We start from the raw sequence: 26,346 nt of genomic DNA on the forward strand, positions 1-26,346 counted from the left end.
CGCTGCAGGCGGGGCTTTTCATTGGCCATTGAAATCAGGCGTGAGGCTTACGCTCTTCGGCTGCTTCCAGGGCTTTTGGCGCGTGGTCGGTCACTTCCTCTACGGCTGGCGAGTTTTCCTCGGTGGCCGCTTCGTTGTGAACAACCGGTGCTGCAGGAGCCTGCTCGGCTTCGACGACCACCGGGGCCGGCTCAGCAACAACGGCCGCTTCTTCAGCGGGAGCAGCGGCGGCAGCGGCCAGTTCGGCAGCCTTGCGTGCTTCTTCCTCGCGCTTGCGACGACGCACTTCGCGCGGGTCGTTCGGGGCGCGACCGTTGCTGGTCAGGACCACGGCAGGCGCTTCTTCAGCTACCGGGGCTTGTTCGACGACCACGGGTGCGGCTTCGACTACTGGAGTCGGCTCAGGCTGAGCGACGACTTCAGGTTCTACTGGAGCCGATTCAGCAACCACAGGCTCGGCAACCGGCGCTTCGGCAGCGGCAGCGGCAGGTTCGGCAGACCACTGGAAGGTGGCCTGGATTTCCTGGGCGGGTTGCTCAGCCTTCTCGGCGGCTGGAGCTTCAACGGCCGGTGCTTCAACCGGGCTGGCCTCGACAGCGGGGGCCTCGACAACCGGAGCTTCAACGGCAGGCGCGTCCACAACCGGAGCTTCGATTGCCGGCTCAGGTGCCACGAACACAGGCAGCTCCGCAGCAGCGGTTTCTGCCGGTGCTTCAGCCACTGGTTCAGCCTCCTGGGTCGGCGCCAGTTCCACTTCCGGAGCCGCAGTGGCTTCAACCGGGGTGGTCGCTTCCACGACAGGTGCTTCAGCCACAGGGGTTTCCAGGGTGGTCGCGGTAGCACGTTCAGCCTGCTGGTGTGCTTCGGCCTCGGCGTTGGCGCTGATCACGCTGCTGGCAACGGCAGCGGTCACTGCCAGGCCGGCTGCCAATTCGGCGCCAGTGGCTTCGGCCTGGTTGCCTTCGCCGGCTTCGTCCGAACCTTCGATCACGTTGCCGTTGGCATCGCGCTGACGTTCACGACGGTTGCTGCGGCGACGCTGGCCACGGGAGCGACGACGTGGGCGCTCGCCGCCTTCGGCGTTGTCCTGGCCGTCTTCCAGTTGCTCTTCACCCTGCAGCACTTCTTCTTCGCTGGCCGCTTCGGCCTGCTCGGTGCGCGGTTGGCGTTCTTCGCGTGGCTGGCGTGGCTGACGTTCTTCACGCGGCGCACGGGCTGGGCGTTCCTCGGTAACGGCAGTTGCAGCGGCAGCAGCGGTAGCGGCTACGGCACCGACCGCTGGCGTTGCGTCCAGGGGCTCGCGCAGTTCGCGGACACGCTCTTCGCGCTCGCCGCGTGGCTTGCGATCTTCACGTGGAGCGCGCGGTGCGCGTTCTTCACGTGGCTGGCGTGGTGCACGTTCTTCACGGGCGGCTGGCGCTTCGTCACGGGTTTCACGCGGTTCGCGTGGCGCACGTTCCTCACGTGGCGCACGCTCTTCGCGAGGCTCGCGCTGGGCGCGCTCTTCACGCGGTGCACGGTCTTCACGCGGCTTGCGTTCCTCGTCGCGACGACCGTTGCGATTGCGGCTCTGCTGGCGGCCATTACGGCGCTCTTCGTTGCGCGCCGGGCGCTCGGCGGCAGGCTTCTCGACCACGACTGGGGCGGCCGGTTCTTCCTTGCTGGCGAACAGGCTGACCAGCGACTTCACCAAGCCCTTGAACAGGCTTGGTTCGGCAGCCGGAGCAGGTGCCGGGGCAGCAACGGCAACCGGGGCGGCCACTTCGGTCGGTACCGGAGCATTGGCGCGGGCCGGAGCGGTCTTGACCGCGGCTTCCTGGCGTACCAGGGTGCGGGTTGCAGCAGCCGGCTGAACTTCTTCCGCTTCGGCGGCAGCCGCGGCGATTTCATAGCTGGACTGGCTGTTGTTCGCTTCCGGGTTGTCGTCGCGCAGGCGCTGCACTTCGAAGTGCGGCGTCTCGAGATGATCGTTCGGCAGGATCACGATGCGGGCGCGGGTGCGCAGTTCGATCTTGGTGATCGAGTTGCGTTTTTCGTTGAGCAGGAACGCGGCGACCGGGATCGGTACCTGAGCACGGACTTCGGCAGTGCGGTCCTTCAGGGCTTCTTCTTCGATCAGGCGCAGGATCGCCAGGGACAGCGATTCGACGTCACGGATGATGCCGGTGCCGCTGCAGCGTGGGCAAACGATGCCGCTGCTCTCGCCCAGGGATGGACGCAGGCGCTGGCGGGACATTTCCAGCAGGCCGAAGCGCGAGATACGACCGACCTGCACGCGGGCGCGGTCGGCTTCCAGGCACTCGCGGACTTTTTCTTCCACGGCGCGCTGGTTCTTGGCCGGGGTCATGTCGATGAAGTCGATCACGATCAGGCCGCCGATGTCGCGCAGGCGCAGTTGGCGGGCGATTTCTTCCGCGGCTTCCAGGTTGGTCTGCAGCGCGGTCTCTTCGATGTCGCTGCCTTTGGTGGCGCGTGCCGAGTTGATGTCGATGGACACCAGGGCCTCGGTCGGGTCGATCACGATGGAACCGCCGGACGGCAGCTCGACGACGCGCTGGAAGGCGGTCTCGATCTGGCTTTCGATCTGGAAGCGGTTGAACAGCGGAACGCTGTCTTCGTACAGCTTGATCTTGCTGGCGTACTGCGGCATCACCTGGCGAATGAAGGTCAGGGCTTCGTCCTGGGCTTCGACGCTATCGATCAGCACTTCGCCGATGTCCTGGCGCAGGTAGTCGCGGATCGCGCGGATGATCACGTTGCTTTCCTGGTAGATCAGGAAAGGGGCGGAACGGTCCTGGGAGGCTTCCTTGATCGCGGTCCACAGTTGCAGCAGGTAGTCGAGGTCCCACTGCATTTCTTCACTGCTGCGGCCGAGGCCGGCAGTACGGACGATCAGGCCCATGTCGGCAGGGGCAACCAGGCCGTTCAGGGCTTCACGCAGTTCGTTGCGCTCTTCGCCTTCGATGCGGCGGGAGATGCCACCGGCACGCGGGTTGTTCGGCATCAGCACCAGGTAGCGGCCAGCCAGGCTGATGAAGGTGGTCAGGGCGGCGCCCTTGTTGCCACGCTCTTCTTTCTCGACCTGGACGATGACTTCCTGGCCTTCGCTCAGGACTTCCTTGATGTTGACGCGGCCTTCAGGAGACTTCTTGAAGTATTCGCGGGAGATTTCCTTGAGGGGCAGGAAGCCGTGGCGCTCGGAACCGAAGTCGACGAAAGCGGCCTCGAGGCTGGGCTCGATGCGGGTGATTCGGCCTTTATAGATGTTGGCCTTTTTCTGTTCGCGCGCGCCGGACTCGATGTCCAGGTCATAGAGGCGTTGGCCGTCTACCAGCGCAACACGCAACTCTTCGGGTTGAGTTGCGTTAATCAGCATTCTTTTCATGTAGTACCGTCGGTTTCCGGGCTGCCGGAAACGGCGTTCGGCACACACGACTTCTCACGGTCGGTGTCAGGTGCGTCATGGAGTGGCGGGCCATTCCAGTGTCTAGCGAGATTTCGACCTGAGTGGCGAAGTCGCGACCGACGCTTCCTGCTTGCTGTGGTGGCATAAGCCCCGCTTTAAGCAAAACTGAGTCAGGAGGAGGAATCAACCGCGGGTGTGGACGATATGAAGCGTCTTGAACAAGCCTAATGCTACACAGTCCGGCGGTTGTGCATCTCCACCCTACACGTATCCCTGATAATTCGGGTGCTGCCGCGCGCTGAATCCGCAGCGGGTTGCATTTACCGTGAACGCCGAAAGGGGAGTTCACGCATCATGGCTAATTTAGGCGTTGTTTCCGTAGCCTTCGCCTGGACCGGTACTGCGACTGACTGCACTTTGTGAACTGTCCGTGAATATCGGCTCGGGAGACGAGTGGTTACTCAGTTTCCCGGCTCGCTTCAGGCCTCATGTCACCTGCGCTTGTTACAATCGCGAACCTGCCATTGTGGCGAAAGCCCCGTAGGACGGCCTCGCGTCCTGATGAATTGCGTGGGTCAGGGTCGGCTGTTTGCCGTTGTTCCGCTGCCCGGCCGCTTTTGGCGGCGTTCGCGACTATAGCAGTAATGATTAAGTGCTTCAATTCCATAAAAAATTGTTATCATCCGCGACATGACGACGACTACCCCCCCGACTTCAGGCGTTCAACTGCTTGAGGTTTCGCCGGAATATGCCGGCCAACGCATCGACAATTTTCTCCTTGCCCGGCTCAAGGGCGTGCCCAAGACCCTGATTTACCGCATCTTGCGTAAAGGCGAGGTGCGCGTGAACAAGGGGCGCATCAAGCCCGAGTACAAGCTGCAGGCCGGCGATATCGTCCGTGTGCCGCCGGTGCGCGTTCCTGAGCGTGACGAACCCGTACCCGTGGCCCAGGGTCTGCTGCAGCGCCTGGAGGACTCGATCGTGTACGAGGACAAGGCGCTGATCGTGATCAACAAGCCGGCCGGCATTGCCGTGCACGGCGGCAGCGGCCTGAGCTTTGGCGTGATCGAGGCCTTTCGCCAGTTGCGCCCGGATGCCAAGGAACTGGAGCTGGTGCACCGCCTCGACCGCGACACCTCCGGGTTGCTGATGATCGCCAAGAAACGCAGCATGCTGCGCCATCTGCACGAGGCGCTGCGCGGCGACGGTGTCGACAAGCGCTACATGGCGCTGGTACGTGGTCACTGGGCAACCTCGGTCAAGCAGGTGCGGGCACCGTTGCTCAAGAGCAACCTGCGCTCCGGCGAGCGCATGGTCGAGGTCAACGACGAGGGCAAGGATGCGCTGACGGTATTCAAGGTGCTGCGCCGCTTCAACGATTTCGCCACCATGGTCGAAGCCAAGCCGGTGACTGGCCGGACCCACCAGATTCGTGTGCACACGCTGCATGCCGGCCATTGCATCGCCGGCGACAGCAAGTACGGGGATGAAGACTTTACCCGGGAAATCCGCGAGCTGGGCGGCAAGCGCCTGTTCCTGCATGCCTACATGCTGACGGTGCCGTTGCCCGATGGTGGCGAACTGAAATTGCAGGCGCCGGTGGATGAAATGTGGGCCAAGACCGTGGAGCGCTTGAGTGCAGGCTGACTACAAACTGCTGATTTTCGATTGGGACGGCACCTTGGCCGATTCCATTGGTCGGATTGTCCAGGCGATGGGCATGGCGGCCGAACGGTCCGACTTGGCGCTACGTGACGAGCGGTCGGTCAAGGGGATTATCGGTCTGGGGCTTCCAGAGGCGATTCGTACTCTTTATCCAGAAATCTCTGACGAGGAGTTGGTGGTTTTTCGCCAGCACTACGCCGACAGCTACATCTCCCTGGAGGCGGTGCCTTCGCCGTTGTTTCCGGGGGTGGTCGAATCCATGTCGGCGTTTCGGGAGGCGGGCTACCAGTTGGCCGTGGCGACCGGCAAGGCTCGCCGCGGGTTGGATCGGGTGTTGAAGGCCCATGGCTGGCTGGATTATTTCGATATCACTCGAGCCGCCGATGAAACCGCGAGCAAGCCGCATCCGCTGATGCTCGAGCAGATTCTCGAGCATTGTGGTGTGCCGGCTTCCCAGGCGTTGATGGTCGGTGACTCGGCCTTTGACCTGCAGATGGCTCGCAATGCCGGCATGGACAGCGTGGCGGTCGGATACGGCGCCTTGTCCCTGGACGAGTTGCAGGTGTTCGAGCCGCGGTTGGCGATCGATAGTTTTCCTGAATTGCATGCCTGGTTGAATCGCCAGGCCAATTGATTTTACTGGGATGAGCGCGCATGGCTGATGAATGGAATGCACCGCCCAAGGCGAATGCCGATGGCGAGGATAAAAGCTGGAAGCTGCTGGAGCGCACGCTCCAGGCCGGCATCATTGAGCAGCGGCGTGCGCGGCGCTGGGGGATCTTCTTCAAGCTGCTGATCTTTGTCTATCTGTTTGTCGCGTTGCTGGCCCTCTCGCCATTGGTGGATCTGGAGAAAAGTGCCAACCGTGGCGCTCACTACACCGCATTGATCGAGGTGCGTGGGGTGATCGCGGACAAGGAGTCGGCCAGCGCTGACAATATCGTCGGCAGCCTGCGTACGGCCTTCGAGGATCCCAAGGTCAAGGGCATCATCCTGCGTATCAACAGCCCGGGCGGCAGTCCGGTGCAATCGGGCTATGTCTATGACGAAATCCGTCGGCTGCGCGGCCTGCACCCGGATACCAAGGTCTATGCGGTGATTTCCGATCTGGGGGCGTCGGGGGCGTACTACATTGCCAGCGCAGCGGACCAGATCTATGCCGACAAGGCTAGCCTGGTAGGCTCCATTGGCGTGACGGCGGCGGGTTACGGGTTTGTCGGGGCCATGGAGAAGCTCGGTGTCGAGCGTCGTGCCTATTCCTCGGGCGAACACAAGTCGTTCCTCGATCCGTTCCAGCCGCAGAAAGCAGATGAAACCCGCTTCTGGCAAGGCGTGCTGGACACCACTCACAACCAGTTCATCGCCAGCGTCAAGAAAGGGCGCGGTGATCGCCTGAAGGACAAGGAGCATCCGGAGTTGTTCTCCGGGCTGGTCTGGTCCGGCGAGCAGGCGCTGCCACTGGGGTTGATCGATGGCCTGGGCAGTGCCAGTTCGGTGGCGCGGGATGTGATCGGCGAGAAAAAACTGGTGGACTTCACTGTCCAGGAGTCGCCGTTCGACCGTTTCTCGAAAAAACTCGGGGCCAGCGTGGCAGAGCATCTGGCCATGTGGATGGGCTTCCAGGGGCCGACCCTGCGCTGACCCGGCGGGCAGGCTGACCACTGTGTGGCTAGCGGGCTTGTCGGGATGTCGCACCGCCGTGCTTGGCGCAGTGCAGTTGCAGGTCGGTCGCTTCGGTTTGCCTGGCAGGTTGCGATAGTCGGTTTCAGGGGTGCTTTGCACCCCCCTGCGCGGTTAAGCCCACTCGCCACAAGTGGCAGGGCGGGCATGGGCGATGGAATCAGGGTATCTCGACGCCTTCTGTCAGCAGCATGTCCACCAGGCGAATCAACGGCAGGCCCACCAGGCTGGTGGCGTCCGTCCCTTCGGTACTCTGGAACAGACTCACCCCCAAACCTTCGGCCTTGAAACTGCCGGCGCAGTCGTAGGGCTGCTCGGCACGCAGGTAGCGTTCGATGCGCTGGTCGTCGAGTGGGCGCATGTGCACGGTGAAGGTCACGCAATCCACCTGGCAGCGGCCATTGTGGCTGTTGAGCAGTGCCAGCCCGGTCAGGAAGCTCACACTGATGCCGCTGGCGGCCTGCAGTTGTTCCCGAGCCTTCTCGAAGGTGTGGGGTTTGCCAAGGATGCGCCCATTCAGCACTGCGACCTGGTCCGAACCGATGATCAGATGCTGTGGGTGGGTGGCGGCCAAGGCTCGTGCCTTCTCTTCGGCGAGGCGCTGCACCAGTGCTTCGGCGGTCTCTCCGGGGCGGTGGCTTTCGTCGATATCGGGCGAGCTGCACGTGAAGGGCAGGCGCAGGCGGTCGAGCAATTCCCGGCGGTAGACCGAGCTTGAGGCGAGTAACAACGGCAGCATGCGCTTCTCCTGAAGGTGGTCGACGATTCTATCTACAGGCGAAGCCGACGGACAGGGCTGAATTTCCTTTGACATGGGCGGGGGCATCCCTATAATGCTGCGCCTATGTTGAATGACCCGATTCCACCTCACGTTGACCCGCGCAAATTGGCTGATCGCGGCACCACCCTCCAGGGTGAGCTGCTGCTGGCCGATTTGGAGAGACTCTGCGACCCGCTTTCCGATACAGTCGGTACGGTGCAGGCCAAATTCGTTTTTGAACGAGATGAACGTAAGGCCGTGGTTATCCACAGCTTTATCGACACCGAAGTCAAGATGGTTTGCCAGCGTTGTCTTGAGCTGGTCACCCTGCCGATTCACAGCGAATGCAGTTACGCTGTGGTGAAGGAGGGTGCGAATACCCAGTCGTTACCGAAAGGTTATGACGTGCTGGAACTGGGCGAAGATCCTTTGGATCTGCAGGCATTGATCGAGGAGGAGCTTCTGCTCGCCTTGCCCATTGTGCCTGCTCATCATCCGGAAGAATGCCAGCAGCCGGCGGGGCTCGATGAGCCCGAACCAGCCGAGGACGAGGTAACGCGGTCCAACCCGTTCAGTGTATTGGCGCAGTTAAAGCGTGACCCAAACGTTTAGGAGTTAATCAATTATGGCTGTTCAGCAGAACAAAAAATCCCGCTCTGCCCGCGACATGCGTCGTTCGCACGACGCCCTCGAGGCCAACGCTCTGTCCGTGGAAAAAACCACTGGTGAAGTTCACCTGCGTCACCACGTTTCGCCAGAAGGCGTATACCGTGGTCGTAAAGTGATCGACAAGGGCGCTGACGAGTAAATCTTGTCCGCTCAGATCATCGCGATCGACGCAATGGGCGGGGACTTCGGTCCCCGCAACATTGTCCAGGCTAGTGTTGCCTGTCTTTGTGCTACACCCTCGCTTTCCCTGACCCTTGTCGGTCAACCCTCCCTTCTCGAAGAACTGATTGCTGGTTATCCGGCGGTTCATCGTGCGCGCTTGAACATCGTTCCAGCGACCGAAGTCATTACCATGGACGACCGTCCATCCCAGGCCTTGCGCGGCAAACCGGACTCATCGATGCGGGTGGCCCTGCAGTTGCTGCGTGATGATCGCGTCCAGGCGGTGGTCAGTGCCGGTAATACCGGGGCGCTGATGGCGCTGTCGCGCCACGTGCTCAAGACCTTGCCAGGTATCGATCGGCCGGCGATGGTCGCGGCGATCCCGACCCAGCACGGCTACTGCCAGTTGCTCGACCTCGGGGCAAACGTCGATTGCACCGCCGAGCACCTCTTCCAGTTCGCCGTGATGGGGTCGGTGGCCGCCGAGGCCCTGGGCGTGGTGCGCCCACGCGTGGCGCTGTTGAATGTCGGTACCGAAGACATCAAGGGTAACCAGCAGGTCAAGCTGGCGGCGGGGTTGCTGCAGCAGGCGCGCGGGTTGAACTACATCGGGTTCATCGAGGGCGATGGCTTGTATCGCGGTGAGGCCGACGTGGTAGTCTGCGACGGTTTTGTCGGCAATATCCTGCTCAAGTCCAGCGAAGGGCTGGCGACCATGATTGCTGCTCGGGTCGAGGCGCTGTTCCGGCGCAACCTGGCCTCGCGGCTGGTCGGTACCCTGGCGTTGCCGCTACTCGGTCGCCTGCGGGCCGACCTGGCACCGGCGCGACACAACGGCGCGAGTTTTCTCGGGCTGCAGGGGATCGTGGTCAAGAGTCACGGCTCGGCCGGTGTGCAGGGTTTGCAGAGTGCGATCCAGCGGGCGCTGGTCGAGATTCAGGAAAACCTTCCCGAGCGCCTCCATGGGCGTCTGGGGGATCTGTTGCTTTAGGCGTTTTGCCTGGCAGGCGCTTACAATGTGACCGCCCGGTTCAATGGGCCATCCAACTGACAGTTTATTGCGTTTCCGTCCATTGTGTTCTGGCGGGACGTCAACTCTCCGACGATAAGATCATTAGGGGCCGTTTCATGTCTACTTCCCTCGCATTTGTCTTTCCAGGGCAGGGCTCGCAGTCCCTCGGCATGCTGGCCGAGCTGGGCGCGCAGTACCCGCTGATCCTGGAAACCTTCGCCGAGGCCTCCCAGGCCCTGGGTTACGACCTCTGGGCGCTGACCCAGCAAGGTCCGGAAGAACAGCTCAACCAGACCGACAAGACCCAGCCGGCCATCCTCACCGCCTCGATCGCCCTGTGGCGCCTCTGGCTGGCTGAAGGCGGCCAGCGCCCGGCCTATGTCGCCGGTCACAGCCTGGGTGAATACAGTGCTCTGGTTGCCGCGGGTAGCCTGAGCCTGGCCGATGCCGTGCGCCTGGTCGAGCGTCGCGGTCAATTGATGCAAGAGGCCGTACCGGCCGGGCAGGGCGCCATGGCGGCGATCCTCGGCCTGGAAGATGCCGTTGTCGTTGCTGCCTGTGCCGACTCCGCCCAGGGCGAAGTGGTCAGCGCGGTCAACTTCAACTCGCCTGGCCAGGTGGTGATTGCCGGTGCCAAGGCTGCTGTCGAGCGCGCCATGGAAGCTTGCAAGGCCAAGGGGGCCAAGCGTGCCCTGCCATTGCCGGTGAGCGTGCCGTCGCACTGCGAACTGATGCGCCCGGCTGCCGAGCGTTTTGCCGAATCGGTTGCCGCCATCGACTGGCAGGCACCGCAGATCCCGCTGGTGCAGAACGTCAGCGCGGGCGTGGCCGCCGACCTCGACAGCCTCAAGCGCGACCTGCTGGAGCAGCTCTACAAGCCGGTGCGTTGGGTCGAGTGCGTGCAGTACCTGGCAGCCCAGGGCGCGACTGAACTGGTCGAGTGCGGCCCGGGCAAGGTCCTGGCCGGCCTGAACAAGCGTTGCGCCGATGGCGTCAACACCTCCAACCTGAATACCCCGGATGCCTTCGCCGCCACGCGCGCGGCGCAGGCCTGAATTAGGAGAAGCCTGCATGAGTCTGCAAGGTAAAGTTGCACTGGTCACCGGCGCCAGCCGTGGCATCGGCCAAGCCATCGCCCTCGAGCTGGGTCGCCTGGGGGCCGTGGTCATCGGCACCGCGACGTCCGCCTCGGGTGCCGAGCGCATTGCCGCCACCCTCAAGGAACACGGTATCCAGGGCACAGGCCTGGAACTCAACGTCACCAGTGACGAATCGGTCGCTGCCGTATTGGCGAGCATCACCGAGCAGTTCGGTACGCCAGCGGTGCTGGTCAATAACGCAGGCATCACCCGCGACAACCTGATGATGCGCATGAAGGATGACGAGTGGTACGACGTGGTCGACACCAACCTCAACAGCCTGTATCGCCTGTCCAAGGGCGTTCTGCGCGGCATGACCAAGGCGCGCTGGGGCCGAATTATCAATATCGGCTCGGTAGTGGGTGCCATGGGCAACGCAGGCCAAGTAAACTATGCGGCAGCCAAGGCAGGCCTCGAAGGTTTCAGTCGCGCACTCGCGCGTGAGGTCGGCTCGCGGTCGATTACGGTAAACTCGGTAGCGCCAGGCTTCATCGACACCGATATGACCCGCGAACTGCCGGAAGCACAGCGCGAAGCCCTGTTGACACAGATTCCGCTGGGCCGTCTGGGCCAGGCCCAGGAGATCGCGCAAGTGGTCGCGTTCCTGGCTTCGGAGGGTGCGGCATACGTGACCGGAGCTACAATTCCGGTGAACGGCGGGATGTACATGTAATTCAAATGTGACGGATTGCTTCAAAAAAATGTCATACCAGCTGTCTAAAATCCGTTATAAAGCTGCAACTTATTGACGGGCAGGGGGACACGGCGGGGTGAAGGCGAAAGCTTTCGGTTGAAAAGCTGAAAAGCCTTTCTATACACTTACCCACCGGCCAGCTGCCTGAATTTTTCCATTAGGAGTGAAAACAAGGTATGAGCACCATCGAAGAACGCGTCAAGAAAATCGTTGCCGAGCAACTGGGTGTCAAGGAAGAAGAGGTTACCAACCCTGCTTCCTTCGTTGAAGACCTGGGTGCCGACTCCCTTGACACCGTTGAGCTGGTGATGGCTCTGGAAGAGGAATTCGAGACCGAAATCCCTGACGAAGAAGCTGAAAAAATCACCACCGTACAAGCTGCTATCGATTACATCAACGCCCACCAGGGTTAATAGTTGTAATCATTGCCGCTGTCATGGAAAAAACCGCACTGCCATCGTGGCGTGCGGTTTTTTCTTTAGGTGTGAGGCAAACTGCTCAACAGGATAAAGGAGAGTGCTGTGTCGCGTAGACGCGTCGTAGTCACCGGTATGGGGATGTTGTCGCCTTTGGGTACGGATGTTCCGAGTACCTGGCAGGGCATTCTGGCTGGCCGCAGTGGCATTGGTCTGATCGAACACACAGACCTTTCTGCCTATACCACCCGTTTTGGTGGCTCGGTAAAAGGCTTCAATGTCGAAGAATACTTGTCGGCCAAAGAAGCCCGCAAACTCGACCTGTTCATTCAATACGGCCTGGCAGCCGGTTTCCAGGCAATCCGCGACGCGGGCCTGGAAGTCACCGACGCCAACCGTGAACGTATCGGCGTGGCCATGGGCTCGGGTATTGGTGGTCTGACCAATATCGAGGAAACCAGCCGCACCCTGCATGATTCCGGGCCTCGGCGCATTTCGCCGTTCTTCGTGCCTGGCTCGATCATCAACATGATTTCCGGCTTCCTGTCCATCCACCTGGGTGCACAGGGACCGAACTACGCCATCTCCACCGCCTGCACCACCGGTACCCATTGTATCGGCATGGCCGCGCGCAACATTGCCTACGGCGAAGCCGACGTGATGATTGCCGGCGGTGCGGAAATGGCCGCTTGCGGCCTGGGCATGGGCGGCTTTGGCGCTTCGCGCGCACTGTCTACCCGCAATGATGAGCCGACTCGCGCCAGTCGTCCGTGGGACAAGGGGCGCGATGGCTTCGTGCTGTCCGACGGTGCCGGTGCGCTGGTACTCGAAGAGCTGGAGCACGCCAAGGCGCGTGGTGCCACCATCTACGCCGAGCTGATCGGCTTCGGCATGAGCGGCGATGCCTACCACATGACTTCGCCACCCGCCGACGGCGCCGGCGCGGCACGTTGTATTGCCAACGCCCTGCGTGACGCCGGGATCGCGCCCGACCAGGTGCAGTACATCAATGCCCACGGCACCTCGACCCCGGCTGGCGATATCGCTGAAGTCGAGGCGATCAAGACCGTGTTCAGCGAGCACGCCTACAAGCTGGCGGTCAGCTCCACCAAGTCGATGACCGGTCACCTGCTGGGCGCTGCCGGCGCCATCGAGGCGATTTTCAGCGTCCTGGCGATTACCGACCAGGTGGCGCCGCCGACCATCAACCTCGATGAGCCGGAAGAAGGCTGCGACCTCGACTTCGTGCCACACGAAGCGCGTCGCATGCCGATCGACGTGGTGCTGTCCAACTCCTTCGGATTTGGTGGCACCAACGGTTCCCTGGTGTTCCGCCGGTTCGCCGAGTGATGCAGAGCTGGGTCGACGGTCAGCCGGCTGATTCACTGCCGCTCAAGGACCGCGGCCTGGCCTATGGTGATGGTCTGTTCGAGACCATTGCCGTCAAGGGCGGGCGCCCGGTGCTGCTTGAACGGCACCTGCAACGCCTGGCCGACGGTTGTCGGCGCCTGGGGCTGGTGGCCAACCAGCCGCTGATTCGCAGCGAGCTGCTGGTCTACAGCGCCGCGATGGGCGAGGGCGTGCTCAAGCTGATCCTCACCCGTGGCGACAGCCTGCGTGGTTACGCGGCTGCTGCCGATGCGCAGCCACGGCGCATCCTGCAAGGCAGCCCGCTTCCAGCTTATTCACCGGACCTGCAGAACCTGGGGATCCGCCTCTTTTCCTGCACCACCCGTTTGTCCGAGCAGCCTTTGCTGGCCGGCCTCAAGCATCTCAACCGCTTGGAGCAGGTGCTGGCCCGCAATGAGTGGCAGGACGGCGAGCATGCCGAAGGGCTGATGCTCGACGCCGCCGGTCGGGTGATCGAGGGCGTGTTCAGCAACCTGTTCCTGGTCTGCGATGGCGTGCTGCGTACCGCAGACCTGAGCCGTTGTGGCGTGGCGGGGGTGATGCGTGCCGAACTGCTCGACCAGGCCCGTGCCCTGGGTGTGCCTGTGGATATCTCCGACATCAGCATGGAGCAACTCCAGCAGGCTGATGAGGTCTTTCTCTGTAACAGCGTTTACGGCGTCTGGCCGGTTCGTGCCTTGGCTGATCTGAGCTGGTCGGTGGGGCCGCTCACCCGTAAACTGCAAGGCATTGCTCGCGGGTTATTGGAAGTTTGAATTGAGACGTAAATTCTTGTTGCTGCTGCAGACGGGGCTGGTGCTGGCGGGACTGCTGCTGGGCATATCGGCCTGGAAGATCCACTCCGCCCTGGAGCAGACCCTCGACGTGAAGCAGGAGCAACTGCTCGACGTGCCCGCTGGTGCGACGCCCACCGGCACCTTCAACCGCATGGAAGTAGATGGCACCCTGCGTGATGCCTTCTGGCTGCGCCTGTACTGGCGCTTCAACCTGTCCGGTGTGCAGTTGCACAGCGGCGAGTACCGCCTCACCCCGGACATGAATGTTCGCTCGCTGCTTGGCCTCTGGCAGCGTGGCGAGGTGGTGCAGTACACCCTGACCCTGGTCGAAGGCTGGAACTTCCGCCAGGTGCGCAATGCACTGGCCAAGCAGGAAAAACTCCAGCAAACCCTGGCGGGCCTCAGCGATAGCGAAGTCATGACCAGGCTGGGCCACAAGGATGTGTTTCCGGAGGGGCGCTTCTTCCCGGATACCTATCGTTTCGTGCGCGGGATGACGGATGCCGAGCTGCTGGAAAAAGCCTACGATCGTCTACAGAGCGTCCTGGCTCAGGAATGGGAAAAGCGTTCGGCCGATGCGCCGTATACCGAGCCCTACCAGGCGTTGATCATGGCCTCGCTGGTGGAGAAGGAAACCGGTGTTCCGCAGGAGCGTGGGCAGATTGCTGGCGTCTTCGTCCGCCGCATGCAATTGGGTATGCTGCTGCAGACCGACCCGACAGTAATCTACGGCCTGGGTGAGCGCTACACCGGCAAGCTGACCCGCGCTCATCTGCGCGAGGCCAATCCCTACAACACCTACCTCAACGCCGGTTTGCCACCGACCCCGATCGCCATGGTCGGCCGCGAGGCGATCCATGCCGCGTTGAACCCGGTAGAAGGCAAGAGCCTGTACTTCGTCGCCCGCGGCGATGGCAGCCATGTCTTCTCCGACGACCTGGATGCCCATAACAATGCGGTGCGCGAGTTCCAGCTCAAGCGGCGGGCCGACTACCGTTCCAGTCCGGCGCCCACTCCGGCTGCGGGTGCCACGGCGAGTCCTGCACCGGGCGCTGAAGTGAAGCCTGCTCCGCCAGTCCAGGATGCTGACGAGCCCGCGACGGCTCCGGCCGCTACTCCGTCAGAAGTCCCGTCAGCCTCCGAGCCCGATGCGAAGGGCGGGTAGTGATTCTGGCTACGGGCTGGTCTGGCTGAGCCTGTTCGGTCGGGGCCGAAAAGTCTGATCTGAAAATCGACATTTCCTTTTGAATACAGGCAGCTTCCGATGGAGGCTGCCTGTTTTGTGCTGGATCATCGGCTGCGTTTATGGCTTGTCACCTGTCGAGGCTCACTGCGGTGAACTTCGGCACTGGCAGTCGTTGAAAATATGCACTCAAGGGAATAAATTGACTTCATGGCATGGGATGTTGAATACACCGATGAGTTTGAACAATGGTGGTTTTGCCTGACTGATGCGATGCAGGTGGATGTCGATGCTTGTGTAACGCTTCTTGAAGAACGTGGGCCTCATTTGCCGTATCCGTACAGTAGCGGCATCAAGGGAGCAAAGCACGATCACATGCGTGAGCTTCGAGTGCAGAGTGGTGGAAATCCTCTCCGGGTTTTCTATGCATTCGACCCGACCCGAACAGCGATTCTTCTAATTGGCGGCGACAAAACCGGAGACGATCGATTTTATGTGCAAATGATACCCGTGGCCGACAAGCTGTATGACGACCATCTGGATGAACTGGAAAAAGGTAGGTGAGCGCCATGTCAGAAAAGAAACCTTTCTCGACCTTGCGTGAGAAAATGTCTCCTGAGGCCCAGGCACTTGGCGCCGCCAGGGCAGAGCAACTGCGAGACGAGATGGACTTGGCGGAGTTGCGCAAGGCACGACATCTCTCTCAAGAGGCCTTGGCTCAAGCACTCAGGGTGAGCCAGGGCAGTGTTGCCAAAATGGAAAAAAGAACGGATCTCTACATCAGCTCCATGCGTAGGTTTATTGAGGCTATGGGCGGGGAGCTGGTGGTGACCGCAAAATTTGCCGACCACTGCGTCAGAATCAAACAGTTTTCTGACATCTGATCATAAACGTAGCTATCCATCGATATGTCCTATGGAGGAATGGGGGGAATTTAGCGGGAGAGCGGTGTGATCATGCTGTGCCCTCTACAGCATCCTGGATGTATTTTGCTGAACTGCAGAAGGTGGCGCTGAATTCCTACGAAAGCGGCCGCTCATGGCCGCTGATGTGGGTAGCTTCAAATCACTTTTCCCTAGCCGGCGCATCGACAGAAATGTTGCCGATCACCAAGCCTGAGGTGGAATGCGTGCAATAGCTCCCAAAGCCCTTGAGGCTCAGTGTCCGATAGGTTGGCCGGCCCCACTGGCCCGTGGACCGGGGCGGAAACCGTTCGCCCGGGCTGACCAGGCCACGCCTAAGGCAATGAGCGCCAGGGCAAGCACGCTCGGGGCAAAGGCCCCGACTCCCCAATCGCTCAGCAGGATCCCACCGATCAGGCCGGCGCCGGCAATGGCACTGTTCCAGGCCACCACGTTCATCGACAGCGCCACATCGGCGCCTTCACCGGCGGTATCCGCCAATGCCGTCTGCAGCAACGTCGCCGCGCCGCCAAAGGCCAGGCCCCAGATGGCAACCCCGACATAGATCGCCACCCCGTTGCCCGACAGCCAGCAGAACATTAGCGATACCAGCGAGAAAACGCCGAGGCTGCCGAGTACGGCCGCGCGCAGGTGACGATCGATCAATCGGCTGGTAACCGCGATGCCGCCCAGTGCGCAAACACCAAAGACCAGAAGCACCAGATCGACCCGTTCAAGTAGTCCCGCCTGGGCGACAAACGGCGCGATGTAGGTGTAGAGGATGTTGTGCGCCAGCATCCAGAGCACGACAGTTCCCAACACGGGACGCACACCGGGTGTGGTCAGGACGGTACCTAGCGCAATCCGGTGCTGCCCACCCTGGCCGGGATAATCCGGAACCCTCGCCAACACCCAGGCAATCAGTACGAGAGTCAGGGCCGACATGATGCCGAAGGCGCTGCGCCAGCCGACCGAACCACCCAGCCAGGTCCCCAGCGGCACGCCAAGAGACAGCGCAATTGGCGTGCCGACCATGGCAATTGCCATGGCCCGCCCCTGTTGATGAGGCTGGACCATGCGCCGGGCATAACCGGCCAGCAGGCTCCAGGCGAGGCCGGCCGACGCCCCGGCACAGAAGCGCGCGGCCAGGGTGAGCCAGAAGTTCGACGACAGCGCGGTCAGCGAGTTGAACAGCAGGAAACCGACAATCGTCAGCAGCAGGACGCTGCGCCGCCGCCAGTTCTGGGTCGCGATGGTCAGCGGGATGGCCGCCAGTACTGAGCCAAGGGCATAGGCGGTCACGGTCTGGCCGGCCATGGAGGAGCTGACTTCCAGTCCTGCCGAAATCTGCGGCAGCAGGCCGGCGGGCAGGGTTTCGGTAACGATGCAGACGAAGCCTGTCATGGCCAGCGCGAGCAGGGCCGAGAGGGGTAACCGCTCGGTGGCGGTATGGGTGGTGGCGCTCAAGGAATTCACGATCTCTCCTGATCTACAAATATATCGATCGGTACATATATTGACGGCACTGACTCCCGCCTAGGTGGGACGAAGAGCACGTCCCGGTGTATGGCCAGGGCGTCGGCACGGCTATATATATACCACTCGATACAGAATTTAGGCGCCAGACCGATTTCTTGTCAATGATTTATGTATCGACTAGTATTTAAGTCCTCTCAAGGGAGCATTCCATGGCACAGATGGGCAGACCCCGGACCTTCGATCGCGACTCCGCGATCGACCAGGCCTTGTACCTGTTCTGGCAGCAGGGTTACGAGTCGACCTCGCTCAGCCAACTGAAGGCTGCGATCGCGGGGGGTATTTCCGCCCCCAGCTTCTATGCGGCCTTCGGCTCGAAGGAAGCGCTGTTCCAGGAGTGCGTCCAGCGCTACCTGGCTACTTTTGCCCAGGTGACCGAATGTCTCTGGAATATCGAACTTGACCCGAGGGAGGCCATTGAACTGGCTTTGCGCAGTTCGGCGCGGATGCAGTGCGAAAGCGGGCATCCCAAGGGTTGCATGGTTGGACTGGCGGTGATGAGCGCGCCTTCTCCGGAACTGGCCAGCGTAACGGCTCCGCTGGCGCGTTCACGTGCACGAACGCGTGCCGGCATCCGGTCCTGCGTCGAACGAGGCATCGAGTCCGGCACCTTGAAGGCCGACGCTTCGATGCTCGCTACCGTCTTTGACAGTTTCCTGGTTGGCCTCTCGACGCTCTCCCGGGATGGGGTGGGCATAGAGGCGATGGAGGAGGCGATCACCGCAGTGATGGGGCTGTGGGACGTTTCAGCAGCCAGCACGACTCGATCTTGAAATAATTTGGCGCGACGGAATCCAATCCGCCGATGTGTTGTATCACCACCGTTTCTGCGCTAGCATGCCGGCCTTTCTTCCACCACGCAGCCAAGGAGACCATCATGCAAAACATCGCATCTTCCCTGGCAGAGCGCGCCCAAGCTTGAATTCCCCCGTGCCCGGCACTGCTGCCGTGCACCTCGAATGGCCTCCGGCCCCGGCTCTGTCCTAGCCAATTCATTTCCTGATTTTCGTTTTACTGAACCGTCCGGTTCGGGACCGTATCGTGCCTGCGCGCTCTTTGCGACAGGCCGTCGTGTCCTGCCGGATGGATGGGACTATTCATGGGCAATTGCATGCAAACCCTGTCCGAGACCGTCACGTTGCTGGCCTCGGACGACACCTGGATCGAGGGCACCGCGATCCAGCAACTTCACACTACCGCTGCGCTACCGGGTATGGCCCGCGTGGCCGGCATGCCGGACCTGCACCCCGGCCGCGGCTATCCGGTGGGCGCGGCCTTCTTTGCCGTCGGCCGGGTGTATCCGGCCTTGATCGGTGGCGATATTGGCTGCGGCATGGCGCTATGGCGCACGGATCTGGCCGTGGGCAAATTGAGCGCGGACAAGCTGGACAAGCGCCTGGGCAATCTGGACCGGCCGCTGGACGAGAGCTGGCATGAGCAGGTAGCGGCGCTGGCGCTGCCGTCCAGCGGTTTTGACAGCGCGCTGGGCACTATCGGCGGCGGAAATCATTTCGCCGAGCTACAGCGTGTAGACCAGATCTACGACACCGAGCGTAGCGCCGAACTGGCGCTTGATCCCAGGAAACTGCTGCTGTTGGTTCACAGTGGTTCGCGTGGTCTGGGCCAAGCCATTTTGCGTGAACAAGTGGACCTGCATGGCCACGCCGGCCTGCTGGAGGGCAGTGCGGATTTCGCCGCCTACCTGGCCCGTCACAACGAAGGCCTGCGCTTTGCCGAGGCCAATCGGTTGCTGATTGCACAGCGTATGCTGGAGCGGCTGCGCGCCGAGGGCGAGCCGCTGCTGGACGTCAATCACAACCTGGTGTCGCCGGCCCGCATCGGCGGCGTCGACGGTTGGTTGCACCGCAAGGGCGCGACGCCAGCGGACGCCGGGCTGGTGGCGATTCCCGGCTCGCGCGGTGATTTCACCTATCTGGTGGAGCCGCTGCCCAGTGAACTTAGCCTGTTGTCGCTGGCTCACGGGGCGGGTCGCAAGTGGATGCGCAGCGAGTGCAAGGATCGCTTGTCGCGGCGTTTCAGCCCGGCGCAACTGGTGCGCACCCGCCTGGGTGGGCATGTGATCTGCGAAGACCGTCAGTTGATCTACGAAGAGGCTCCAGAGGCCTACAAACCGGTGGACAGCATCGTCGACACTCTGGTCCAGGCTGGCCTAGTACGACCACTGGCGCGACTGGCGCCGGTGTTGACCTATAAAACCCGCGGGGAGTGCTGCTGATGATTCTGCTGCAATTTTCCGCGGCCCAGGGGCCGGAAGAATGCTGCCTGGCCGTGGCCAAGGCGCTGGCGCGCTTGCAGGAGGAGGCCGATGCCCAGGGCGCGCGGCTGGACCTGCTGGAGCAAGAGCAAGGCCCGCGGCCCGGTACGTTGCGCTCGGCGTTGTTGAGCCTGGACGGTGCTGCCGCTGAGGTGCTGGCCGCACGATGGATCGGCACGCTGCAATGGCGGGCAACCAGTCCCTACCGGCCGCGCCATCAGCGCAAGAACTGGTTTGTCGGCGTGGCGCGCTGTCCGGAGCCGGCCGTCGGGCTGGCGGGTGAAATCCGCTTCGAAACCCTGCGTGCTTCCGGGCCCGGTGGTCAGCACGTCAATCGCACCGAATCGGCGGTACGTGCCACGCACCTGGCCAGCGGCATCAGCGTCAAGGTGCAGTCGGAGCGCAGCCAGCATGCCAACAAGCGGTTGGCCCTGGGGCTGATCGCGTTGAAGCTGGAAGAGTTGCTGGAGCAGGGCGCAGCTGGCGAGCGGGCGGCGCGGCGTTTGCTACACCACCGGTTGGAGCGGGGCAATGCCAGCCGGGTCTTTGTCGGCGAGCGATTCGAACCGTTGGGTTGAAACCGCGAGGGCGGCGGCAGGATTCTCAGTCTGCCTGTCGGCTGGTTTTGTGATGTTGCCACGCGTGCATCACGGCTGCCTGCAGTTGTTCGAGGCTGCCGTCGTTGACGATCAGCACGTCCTCGGGCTGGCGTGCCACGCCCAGTTCCGAGGAGTGCGCGTTGATTCTTTGCAGGTTGGGGCGAGTGATGTGCCAGATGACACCATGGTGTTCGCGCAGGTACCTGGCTTCGTTTTCGAAGCGGATGTCCTTGATGATGATCGTCGAGGCGCTGGCTGGCAGTGGCGGGCGGCGCTTGAGCGAGGTCAGCGGCAGTTGCGCGCGTTTAGCGGCGTAGTCGGCATCGAATGCAAGCGCATGCCGTTCGATCAGGTCGACGGCATCCCGTGGGGAAATGTTCCAGCTCGGATCGACCTGCGAGTATTGCCCGGCGTCCCAGATCTGCGCATCCGAGAAGTCGAAGAAGGACTGGGCTGCCAGGCGGAAGGGCGCATCGACAGCAGAAAGATCCGCTGTGCCGAACCAGGCACTGTCGTCCTGCGGCGGATTGATCTCGCGATCCGCCCGCTGCAACCAGTGGTCTGGGTTATGATTGCGCATCCACTCCGTGCCGACCTGCTGGAAGAACTCGCGCGGGGAGCGGTTCCACAGGTCGATTTTCTGCTCTTTTAATGTATCGTCCCAGGTTTGTTCATCGCTCAGGCCGAAGAGGGCCTGGCAACCGACCTTGAGGGGGTCGGCCAGGGCAAAGGCGGCGATTTCCGCTTGTGCGAGCAGCATTGACGCTACCGTGTCCTTGCCGGATCTGGCGAGTGCGGCGAGCCCGATGATGGTTCTCAAACTGTTGCTCCTGGAGCGTTGCCAGGGCGGCCGGCGCAGACGGCCTCCCTGTTTACCTGTTGTCGAAAGGATACCCATACTGCTGTGTTTAGATTTTTTATCAAGATAAAACAACAGGCTGGCGCGCCGTGGCGCGCGACGGGGTTACAGCATGGCTGAAGCCTATCCCTGGCAGGACACGCTCTGGCAGCAACTGGCCGGTCGTACCCAGCATGCCCATGCCTACCTGTTGCATGGCCCGGCGGGGATCGGCAAGCGTGCGCTGGCCGAACGGCTGATGGCGCTGCTGCTGTGCAAGAGCCCGGCGGGCCTGGACGCGTGCGGACAGTGCAAGTCGTGCCTGCTGCTGGCAGCCGGCAGCCATCCGGACAACTACATCCTGGAGCCCGAGGAAGCGGACAAGGCGATCAAGGTCGATCAGGTCCGTGACCTGGTCGGTTTCGTCGCCCAGACCGCGCAGTTGGGTGGACGCAAGGTGGTGCTGATCGAGCCGGTGGAGTCGATGAACATCAACGCCGCCAACGCCTTGCTCAAGAGTCTTGAGGAACCCTCCGGCGACACCGTGCTGTTGTTGGTCAGCCACCAGTCCAGCCGCTTGCTGCCTACCGTGCGCAGCCGCTGCGTGCAGCAGGCCTGCCCGTTGCCGAGCGAGGCGATGAGCCTGCAATGGCTGGCCGCGGCCTTGCCCGATTGCAGTGAAGAGGAGCGGGTGGAGTTGCTGACCCTGGCGGCCGGCTCGCCACTGATGGCGGCCAACCTGCAGGCCCAGGGCGTGCGCGAGCAACGGGCCCAGGTGGTCGATGGGGTGAAGAAGCTGCTCAAGCAACAGGCGTCGGCGACGCAACTGGCCGAGGGCTGGAACGCCATTCCTCTGTTGCTGTTGTTCGACTGGTTCTGCGACTGGTCGAACCTGATCCTGCGTTACCAACTGACCCAGGACGAGGACGGCCTCGGCCTGCCGGATATGCGCAAGGTGGTGCAGTACCTGGCGCAGAAGGCTTCGCGGGAGAAGGTGCTGAACATCCAGGACTGGATTCTCGCCCAGCGCCAGAAGGTCCTGGGCAAGGCCAACCTCAACCGCGTGCTGCTGCTCGAGGCCCTCCTGGTGCAATGGGCCGCTTTGCCTAGCCAGAACTAAGGCCTAGAATCGGGTCATCTGCATTCAGGGAGTCCGCATGAACGAACCTATTGGTCCTGGCCCGCGCAACGGCATCCTGTCGCTGACCATCAAAGACAAGTCGGTGCTGTACGCGGCCTATATGCCCTTTATCAAGAATGGCGGCCTGTTCATCCCCACCAACAAGAGCTACAAGTTGGGCGACGAGGTGTTCATGCTGCTTAACCTGATGGACGAACCGGAGAAGATTCCGGTCGCCGGCAAGGTCACCTGGATCACCCCCAAGGGGGCCCAGGGTAATCGCGCGGCCGGTATCGGCGTGCAGTTCAACGACGGCGACAACACCGCCCGCAGCAAGATCGAAACCCATCTGGCCGGTGCCCTGAAGTCCGACCGTCCCACTCATACGATGTAGTTGTCACCTTTCCTATGCTTGTAGATTCCCATTGTCACCTCGATCGTCTGGACCTGACCGCGCACGAGGGCTCCCTGGATGCCGCGCTTGAGGCTGCGCGCCAGCGCGGTGTCGGCCATTTTCTGTGCATCGGCGTCAGTGCCGACAACGCGGCCGAGGTAAAGGCCCTGGCCGATCGTTATGCCGACGTCGACTGTTCGGTCGGCGTGCACCCGCTGGACGTCAAGCCCGATGCTACCCCCGCACTCGACTGGCTGCTGCGTGAACTCGATCACCCGCGGGTGGTGGCCATTGGCGAAACCGGCCTGGACTATCACTATGAGCCGGAGGCGGCCGAGGTTCAGCAGGCGTCCTTCCGCCTGCACTTGGAGGCGGCGCAGAAGACCGGCAAGCCGGTGATCGTGCATACCCGTGGCGCCCGTGCCGATACCCTGCAACTGCTGCGTGACGCCCAGCTGCCCCAGGCCGGCGTGCTGCATTGCTTCACCGAAGACTGGGACATGGCCAAGGCGGCGCTGGACCTGGGCTTCTATATCTCGTTGTCGGGCATCGTCACCTTCCGCAATGCCGATGCCTTGCGCGATGTCGCCCGCCAGGTGCCGGCCGACCGCCTGCTGGTAGAGACCGACTCACCATACCTGGCGCCGATTCCCCATCGTGGCAAGCCGAACCTGCCGCAGTATGTGCGGGAAGTGGCGGAGTACCTGGCGATGCTGCGGGGTGTGCCCTACGAGCAGTTCGCCGAGCAGACGACCGGGAACTTCAAGCGGTTGTTTCCGCTGGCGCATGTCGGCTGAGCCTTGTCGGACCTGAGGGCCCCCAGGGCGCCGAGGTAAATCGCAGGCAAAAAAAACCCGGGTTCTGGGGGGTGAATCCGGGTTAAGACCATTAGGAGTAAAACAAAGGCGCGCGGTCCCTTGGCACCCTTATCGACGTGACACTTGGGGGATATGCCCGCCGACAGTTCAAGTATTGGCCAGTATCGCGGTACGTCCAGTCAGCTCTGCTCATTTTTTAAACAGATTTGGAATACATGCGCTGCGCTTGAGTACTCGCCTGTTCTTCGACAACGAGGGCCTTGTCGTAGAGCGACGCGGCGTGACTCCGGCGAAGACTTTTTGACCAGCGAAGGCTGATTCGTCGACAGTGAAAACGAAAAGCCGCTGATGATTCGTGCAATTTGGCGCGGCTCAGGCATAATAGCTCGCTTCGATTTTGCCTCTTCAGACCTTTCTTATGCACAAAGAACCCCGCAAGGTCCGTGAGTTTCGCCGCCGTGAGCAGGAAATTCTCGATACCGCGCTAAAGCTGTTCCTCGAACAGGGTGAAGACAGTGTCACCGTCGAGATGATCGCGGATGCCGTCGGTATCGGCAAAGGCACCATTTACAAGCACTTCAAGTCCAAGGCGGAGATCTACCTGCGCCTGATGCTCGACTATGAGCGCGACCTGAACGAGCTGCTGCACTCGGCTGACGTCGACAAGGACAAGGAAGCACTGTCGCGCGCCTACTTCGAATTCCGCATGCGCGACCCCCAGCGTTACCGGTTGTTCGATCGCCTGGAAGAGAAGGTGGTCAAGGGTCACCAGGTGCCGGAGATGGTCGAGGAACTGCACAAGATCCGCGCCTCCAACTTCGAACGCCTGACCCTGCTGATCAAGGGGCGCATCAGCGAAGGCAAGCTCGAGGACGTACCGCCTTACTTCCACTACTGCGCTGCCTGGGCGTTGGTGCACGGCGCGGTCGCGCTGTACCACTCGCCTTTCTGGAGCAACGTGCTGGAAGATCAGGAAGGCTTCTTCCAGTTTCTGATGGATATTGGCGTGCGCATGGGCAACAAGCGCAAGCGCGACACCGATCATCCGATGGCCTGAGTTCTATACTTGTCACAGGAAGGGACTTCCGAGAAAGAGCTTGCCATAACCTGATTTTGGAGTCAGGTTTTGGTAGGTGCAGTGCCTGGGTATTGGCACTGCACCTGTAGGAACCAGCATGCGGGTTCCTGCCGGGTTCGGGTTTGCCAGTTTCCACGTCCTCCGTCGGAGTGTCCCATGATCGTTGACCGTCAAGGCAGGCGTTTTCGCAATCTGCGTATCAGCCTGACTTCCGCCTGCAACTACGCCTGTACCTACTGCGTGCCCAATGGCAAGCGGCTGGTGGCTGCGCAGGACGAGTTGTCGGCCGAAGCGATGGCGCGTGGCGTGGCCTACCTGATCGAGGCCGCAGGTATCGAACGGCTGCGCATCACTGGCGGCGAGCCACTGGTCAGTCCCAAGCTCGAGTCCTTCATGGGCGCGGTTGGCAAGTTGGGCCTCGAAGATATCAGTCTGACCACCAACGGCCAGTTGCTGGCGCGCAAGCTGCCCCTGCTGCTGGATGCCGGGATCCGGCGGATCAACGTTTCCCTCGATACCCTCGATGCTGACGCCTTTCGTGGTATTGCCCGTGGCGGTGACCTGGCCAGCGTGCTCGACGGCATGGAGCAGGCGCGGTCCGCCGGGTTGAAGATCAAGGTCAACATGGTGCCGCTGCGTGGACAGAACCTGGACCAGGTCATGCCACTGCTCGACTACTGCCTGGAACGTGGCTACGAGCTGCGCTTCATCGAGCTGATGCGCATGGGCCACCTGGCCAGCGACAGCAATGCCTTTCTCCAGCAATTCGTCAGCCTCCAGCAGTTGCTGGAGTTGATCGGCGAGCGTTATCCCTACCTGCAGGCCAATGCTCCGGTCGATGCCACGGCGGTGCGCTACGAGATCCCTGGCCAGGGCTATTTCGGGGTGATTGCCAACGAGAGCGTGCCGTTCTGCCGCACCTGCTCGCGCCTGCGGCTGTCTTCCACGGGGTGGCTGCATGGCTGTCTGTCATCGAGCAATCGGCATTATGTCGGCGACCTGCTGGACAAGCCGCGCCACGAGGCCCTGCCGGCATTGCAGCGCCTGCTGGTCAAGGCCTTGGGCGACAAGCAGTCGGTGGCGTTCTCCGGCGGTGCGACGGTGATGAAAATCATCGGCGGTTGATCGGCTGACGATCTGGCGCAAAAGCTGCATCCTGCGGCTATTCGCCGGTTTTCCGTCACCGGCCTCTGGAGGATTAGGATGCGTAGCCTGGTTATGCTGCTGGCGCTGTTGGCGTTGGGCGGCTGCATGAAAGTCAGCGATCTGGAAGAAGGGGCTCGTTATCAGATGAGCGACGCGGGGTTGCTCGATCATAGCGATACGCGCCGGATCCACTCGTTCCGCATCCAGCCGGATTCCTTCATCTACATCGCGCAAGGGCCATTCGCCCCACCCGGTAGCGCCTATCCGCGGCCCAACGTGGTGGCGGAGGAGGCGTTCAACGGCTTCGTCGAATACTTCCCGATGGTGCGCCGTGCCCGTGCCCCGGTCGGTCTCGACCAGGCCATGGCCGAAGCCCGTTCCGCCGGTGCCCACTACCTGCTGTACACCCGTTTCGCCAAGGCCGATGATCGCATTGGCAACTACGACGAATGGGCCGACCAGGAAGCGGTCGACCGCCTCGGGCTCGACACCGGTGTGCTGCAGATCATGCTGATCGAAACCAGCACCCAGTACCTGATCGACACGGCGCGGATCAAGAGCCGTGGCGGTTTACTGACGTTCCACGACAACAAACCGCAAGACCTGATCGCCAAGCCCCTGGCACAATATGCCCGTAGCCTGCTGGGCTTGAGCGATCAGTAAGTCAT

General features: G+C 61.9%; 27 protein-coding genes. 23 read left to right on the forward strand and 4 right to left on the reverse strand.

The features are described 5' to 3' along the window. Positions 1 to 34 precede the first annotated feature (34 nt). Complete coding sequence (gene rne, locus AC6I6U_RS12640; RefSeq protein ID WP_497882264.1) at positions 35 to 3,385, reverse strand: ribonuclease E; 3,351 nt, start codon at positions 3,383 to 3,385, stop codon at positions 35 to 37. 711 nt (positions 3,386 to 4,096) lie between these two features. On the opposite strand from rne, the gene rluC reads away from it, so the two are divergent. From rluC to AC6I6U_RS12655, 3 genes are read left to right on the forward strand one after another with little or no spacing between them, the layout of a single operon-like run. Then, positions 4,097 to 5,053 (forward strand): 23S rRNA pseudouridine(955/2504/2580) synthase RluC, encoded by a 957-nt coding sequence (gene rluC, locus AC6I6U_RS12645; RefSeq protein ID WP_497882265.1) that lies wholly within the window; start codon positions 4,097 to 4,099, stop codon positions 5,051 to 5,053. Next, the gene (locus AC6I6U_RS12650) at positions 5,043 to 5,705 is read left to right on the forward strand and encodes an HAD-IA family hydrolase (protein WP_497882266.1); all 663 of its coding nucleotides are present in this window, start codon (positions 5,043 to 5,045) and stop codon (positions 5,703 to 5,705) included. The genes rluC and AC6I6U_RS12650 overlap by 11 nt, the downstream gene beginning before the upstream one ends. Positions 5,706 to 5,725: 20 nt before the next feature. After that, on the forward strand, positions 5,726 to 6,712 hold the full coding sequence (locus tag AC6I6U_RS12655; RefSeq protein WP_497882267.1) for a S49 family peptidase: 987 nt from the start codon (positions 5,726 to 5,728) through the stop codon (positions 6,710 to 6,712). A gap of 199 nt (positions 6,713 to 6,911) precedes the next feature. On the opposite strand, the gene AC6I6U_RS12660 is transcribed toward AC6I6U_RS12655, so the two are convergent. Continuing rightward, on the reverse strand, positions 6,912 to 7,490 hold the full coding sequence (locus AC6I6U_RS12660) for a Maf family protein (protein WP_497882268.1): 579 nt from the start codon (positions 7,488 to 7,490) through the stop codon (positions 6,912 to 6,914). Positions 7,491 to 7,595: 105 nt separating this feature from the next. Between AC6I6U_RS12660 and AC6I6U_RS12665 the strand changes: the two genes are divergently transcribed. The 11 genes from AC6I6U_RS12665 (at position 7,596) to AC6I6U_RS12715 (ending at position 15,856) form a co-directional block, all read left to right on the forward strand. Beyond that, positions 7,596 to 8,123, forward strand: coding sequence for a YceD family protein (locus AC6I6U_RS12665; protein ID WP_497882269.1), 528 nt, complete (start codon positions 7,596 to 7,598; stop codon positions 8,121 to 8,123). A gap of 13 nt (positions 8,124 to 8,136) precedes the next feature. Further along, entirely contained in the window at positions 8,137 to 8,319 is a 183-nt protein-coding gene (rpmF, locus tag AC6I6U_RS12670; RefSeq protein WP_009406838.1) for a 50S ribosomal protein L32, read from the forward strand. A 3-nt stretch (positions 8,320 to 8,322) separates the two neighbouring features. Continuing rightward, positions 8,323 to 9,333, forward strand: a complete 1,011-nt coding sequence (gene plsX / locus AC6I6U_RS12675) for a phosphate acyltransferase PlsX (protein WP_497882270.1) — start codon at positions 8,323 to 8,325, stop codon at positions 9,331 to 9,333. 137 nt (positions 9,334 to 9,470) lie between these two features. Further along, the gene (gene fabD, locus AC6I6U_RS12680) at positions 9,471 to 10,409 is read left to right on the forward strand and encodes an ACP S-malonyltransferase (protein WP_497882271.1); all 939 of its coding nucleotides are present in this window, start codon (positions 9,471 to 9,473) and stop codon (positions 10,407 to 10,409) included. Between the two features lie 16 nt (positions 10,410 to 10,425). Beyond that, a complete protein-coding gene (gene fabG, locus AC6I6U_RS12685; RefSeq protein ID WP_497882272.1) occupies positions 10,426 to 11,166 on the forward strand; it encodes a 3-oxoacyl-ACP reductase FabG in 741 nt (246 codons plus the stop codon). A gap of 197 nt (positions 11,167 to 11,363) precedes the next feature. Then, on the forward strand, positions 11,364 to 11,600 hold the full coding sequence (gene acpP / locus AC6I6U_RS12690) for an acyl carrier protein (protein ID WP_497882273.1): 237 nt from the start codon (positions 11,364 to 11,366) through the stop codon (positions 11,598 to 11,600). A gap of 108 nt (positions 11,601 to 11,708) precedes the next feature. Continuing rightward, entirely contained in the window at positions 11,709 to 12,953 is a 1,245-nt protein-coding gene (fabF, locus tag AC6I6U_RS12695) for a beta-ketoacyl-ACP synthase II (RefSeq protein ID WP_497882274.1), read from the forward strand. Further along, positions 12,953 to 13,768 carry an aminodeoxychorismate lyase gene (gene pabC / locus AC6I6U_RS12700; protein ID WP_497882275.1) on the forward strand — a complete coding sequence of 272 codons (816 nt, stop codon included), beginning with the start codon at positions 12,953 to 12,955 and terminating at the stop codon, positions 13,766 to 13,768. The genes fabF and pabC overlap by 1 nt, the downstream gene beginning before the upstream one ends. 1 nt (position 13,769) lies before the next feature. Beyond that, positions 13,770 to 14,954, forward strand: coding sequence for an endolytic transglycosylase MltG (gene mltG / locus AC6I6U_RS12705; protein WP_497882276.1), 1,185 nt, complete (start codon positions 13,770 to 13,772; stop codon positions 14,952 to 14,954). A 228-nt stretch (positions 14,955 to 15,182) separates the two neighbouring features. Further along, positions 15,183 to 15,536: a type II toxin-antitoxin system RelE/ParE family toxin gene (locus AC6I6U_RS12710; protein ID WP_497882277.1), complete on the forward strand. Its 354-nt coding sequence runs from the start codon at positions 15,183 to 15,185 to the stop codon at positions 15,534 to 15,536. Between the two features lie 5 nt (positions 15,537 to 15,541). After that, complete coding sequence (locus tag AC6I6U_RS12715; protein WP_497882278.1) at positions 15,542 to 15,856, forward strand: helix-turn-helix domain-containing protein; 315 nt, start codon at positions 15,542 to 15,544, stop codon at positions 15,854 to 15,856. A gap of 273 nt (positions 15,857 to 16,129) precedes the next feature. Here the strand turns inward: AC6I6U_RS12715 and AC6I6U_RS12720 are convergent, their stop codons facing one another. After that, on the reverse strand, positions 16,130 to 17,353 hold the full coding sequence (locus tag AC6I6U_RS12720) for an MFS transporter (protein ID WP_497883022.1): 1,224 nt from the start codon (positions 17,351 to 17,353) through the stop codon (positions 16,130 to 16,132). Between the two features lie 209 nt (positions 17,354 to 17,562). Between AC6I6U_RS12720 and AC6I6U_RS12725 the strand changes: the two genes are divergently transcribed. The 3 genes from AC6I6U_RS12725 to prfH all read left to right on the forward strand — a co-directional run bounded on the left by AC6I6U_RS12725 (position 17,563) and on the right by prfH (position 20,263). Continuing rightward, on the forward strand, positions 17,563 to 18,183 hold the full coding sequence (locus AC6I6U_RS12725) for a TetR/AcrR family transcriptional regulator (protein ID WP_497882279.1): 621 nt from the start codon (positions 17,563 to 17,565) through the stop codon (positions 18,181 to 18,183). 326 nt (positions 18,184 to 18,509) lie between these two features. Further along, positions 18,510 to 19,646, forward strand: a complete 1,137-nt coding sequence (locus AC6I6U_RS12730; RefSeq protein ID WP_497882280.1) for an RNA ligase RtcB family protein — start codon at positions 18,510 to 18,512, stop codon at positions 19,644 to 19,646. Beyond that, entirely contained in the window at positions 19,646 to 20,263 is a 618-nt protein-coding gene (prfH, locus tag AC6I6U_RS12735) for a peptide chain release factor H (protein WP_497882281.1), read from the forward strand. The genes AC6I6U_RS12730 and prfH overlap by 1 nt, the downstream gene beginning before the upstream one ends. Positions 20,264 to 20,288: 25 nt before the next feature. Here prfH and AC6I6U_RS12740 read toward each other — a convergent pair whose 3' ends face one another. Further along, positions 20,289 to 21,104 carry a deoxynucleotide monophosphate kinase family protein gene (locus AC6I6U_RS12740; RefSeq protein ID WP_497882282.1) on the reverse strand — a complete coding sequence of 272 codons (816 nt, stop codon included), beginning with the start codon at positions 21,102 to 21,104 and terminating at the stop codon, positions 20,289 to 20,291. Positions 21,105 to 21,255: 151 nt separating this feature from the next. Here AC6I6U_RS12740 and AC6I6U_RS12745 point away from each other — a divergent pair, with 151 nt between their 5' ends. The 6 genes from AC6I6U_RS12745 to AC6I6U_RS12770 all read left to right on the forward strand — a co-directional run bounded on the left by AC6I6U_RS12745 (position 21,256) and on the right by AC6I6U_RS12770 (position 26,341). Then, positions 21,256 to 22,242: a DNA polymerase III subunit delta' gene (locus tag AC6I6U_RS12745; protein ID WP_497882283.1), complete on the forward strand. Its 987-nt coding sequence runs from the start codon at positions 21,256 to 21,258 to the stop codon at positions 22,240 to 22,242. Between the two features lie 37 nt (positions 22,243 to 22,279). Beyond that, entirely contained in the window at positions 22,280 to 22,636 is a 357-nt protein-coding gene (locus tag AC6I6U_RS12750; RefSeq protein WP_017905754.1) for a PilZ domain-containing protein, read from the forward strand. A 14-nt stretch (positions 22,637 to 22,650) separates the two neighbouring features. Beyond that, positions 22,651 to 23,433, forward strand: coding sequence for a TatD family hydrolase (locus tag AC6I6U_RS12755; RefSeq protein WP_497882284.1), 783 nt, complete (start codon positions 22,651 to 22,653; stop codon positions 23,431 to 23,433). 439 nt (positions 23,434 to 23,872) lie between these two features. Then, positions 23,873 to 24,511: a TetR/AcrR family transcriptional regulator gene (locus AC6I6U_RS12760; protein WP_497882285.1), complete on the forward strand. Its 639-nt coding sequence runs from the start codon at positions 23,873 to 23,875 to the stop codon at positions 24,509 to 24,511. Positions 24,512 to 24,688: 177 nt separating this feature from the next. After that, positions 24,689 to 25,657, forward strand: a complete 969-nt coding sequence (locus AC6I6U_RS12765) for a GTP 3',8-cyclase MoaA (protein ID WP_497882286.1) — start codon at positions 24,689 to 24,691, stop codon at positions 25,655 to 25,657. 78 nt (positions 25,658 to 25,735) lie between these two features. Further along, complete coding sequence (locus AC6I6U_RS12770; protein ID WP_017905750.1) at positions 25,736 to 26,341, forward strand: DUF4823 domain-containing protein; 606 nt, start codon at positions 25,736 to 25,738, stop codon at positions 26,339 to 26,341. The last annotated feature ends 5 nt before the right edge of the window (positions 26,342 to 26,346 follow it).

The sequence above is a fragment of the Pseudomonas sp. UTLPPB19802 genome (genome assembly GCF_059730225.1).

Bases quoted from the DNA above. Each gene is read 5' to 3' on its own strand.
- rne (WP_497882264.1), bottom strand. From the start codon at position 3,385: ATGAAAAGAATGCTGATTAACGCAACTCAACCCGAAGAGTTGCGTGTT.
- rluC (WP_497882265.1), top strand. From the start codon at position 4,097: ATGACGACGACTACCCCCCCGACTTCAGGCGTTCAACTGCTTGAGGTT.
- AC6I6U_RS12655 (WP_497882267.1), top strand. From the start codon at position 5,726: ATGGCTGATGAATGGAATGCACCGCCCAAGGCGAATGCCGATGGCGAG.
- AC6I6U_RS12660 (WP_497882268.1), bottom strand. From the start codon at position 7,490: ATGCTGCCGTTGTTACTCGCCTCAAGCTCGGTCTACCGCCGGGAATTG.
- AC6I6U_RS12665 (WP_497882269.1), top strand. From the start codon at position 7,596: ATGTTGAATGACCCGATTCCACCTCACGTTGACCCGCGCAAATTGGCT.
- rpmF (WP_009406838.1), top strand. From the start codon at position 8,137: ATGGCTGTTCAGCAGAACAAAAAATCCCGCTCTGCCCGCGACATGCGT.
- fabD (WP_497882271.1), top strand. From the start codon at position 9,471: ATGTCTACTTCCCTCGCATTTGTCTTTCCAGGGCAGGGCTCGCAGTCC.
- fabG (WP_497882272.1), top strand. From the start codon at position 10,426: ATGAGTCTGCAAGGTAAAGTTGCACTGGTCACCGGCGCCAGCCGTGGC.
- acpP (WP_497882273.1), top strand. From the start codon at position 11,364: ATGAGCACCATCGAAGAACGCGTCAAGAAAATCGTTGCCGAGCAACTG.
- pabC (WP_497882275.1), top strand. From the start codon at position 12,953: ATGCAGAGCTGGGTCGACGGTCAGCCGGCTGATTCACTGCCGCTCAAG.
- AC6I6U_RS12710 (WP_497882277.1), top strand. From the start codon at position 15,183: ATGGCATGGGATGTTGAATACACCGATGAGTTTGAACAATGGTGGTTT.
- AC6I6U_RS12715 (WP_497882278.1), top strand. From the start codon at position 15,542: ATGTCAGAAAAGAAACCTTTCTCGACCTTGCGTGAGAAAATGTCTCCT.
- AC6I6U_RS12725 (WP_497882279.1), top strand. From the start codon at position 17,563: ATGGCACAGATGGGCAGACCCCGGACCTTCGATCGCGACTCCGCGATC.
- AC6I6U_RS12730 (WP_497882280.1), top strand. From the start codon at position 18,510: ATGGGCAATTGCATGCAAACCCTGTCCGAGACCGTCACGTTGCTGGCC.
- prfH (WP_497882281.1), top strand. From the start codon at position 19,646: ATGATTCTGCTGCAATTTTCCGCGGCCCAGGGGCCGGAAGAATGCTGC.
- AC6I6U_RS12745 (WP_497882283.1), top strand. From the start codon at position 21,256: ATGGCTGAAGCCTATCCCTGGCAGGACACGCTCTGGCAGCAACTGGCC.
- AC6I6U_RS12750 (WP_017905754.1), top strand. From the start codon at position 22,280: ATGAACGAACCTATTGGTCCTGGCCCGCGCAACGGCATCCTGTCGCTG.
- AC6I6U_RS12755 (WP_497882284.1), top strand. From the start codon at position 22,651: ATGCTTGTAGATTCCCATTGTCACCTCGATCGTCTGGACCTGACCGCG.
- AC6I6U_RS12760 (WP_497882285.1), top strand. From the start codon at position 23,873: ATGCACAAAGAACCCCGCAAGGTCCGTGAGTTTCGCCGCCGTGAGCAG.
- AC6I6U_RS12765 (WP_497882286.1), top strand. From the start codon at position 24,689: ATGATCGTTGACCGTCAAGGCAGGCGTTTTCGCAATCTGCGTATCAGC.
- AC6I6U_RS12770 (WP_017905750.1), top strand. From the start codon at position 25,736: ATGCGTAGCCTGGTTATGCTGCTGGCGCTGTTGGCGTTGGGCGGCTGC.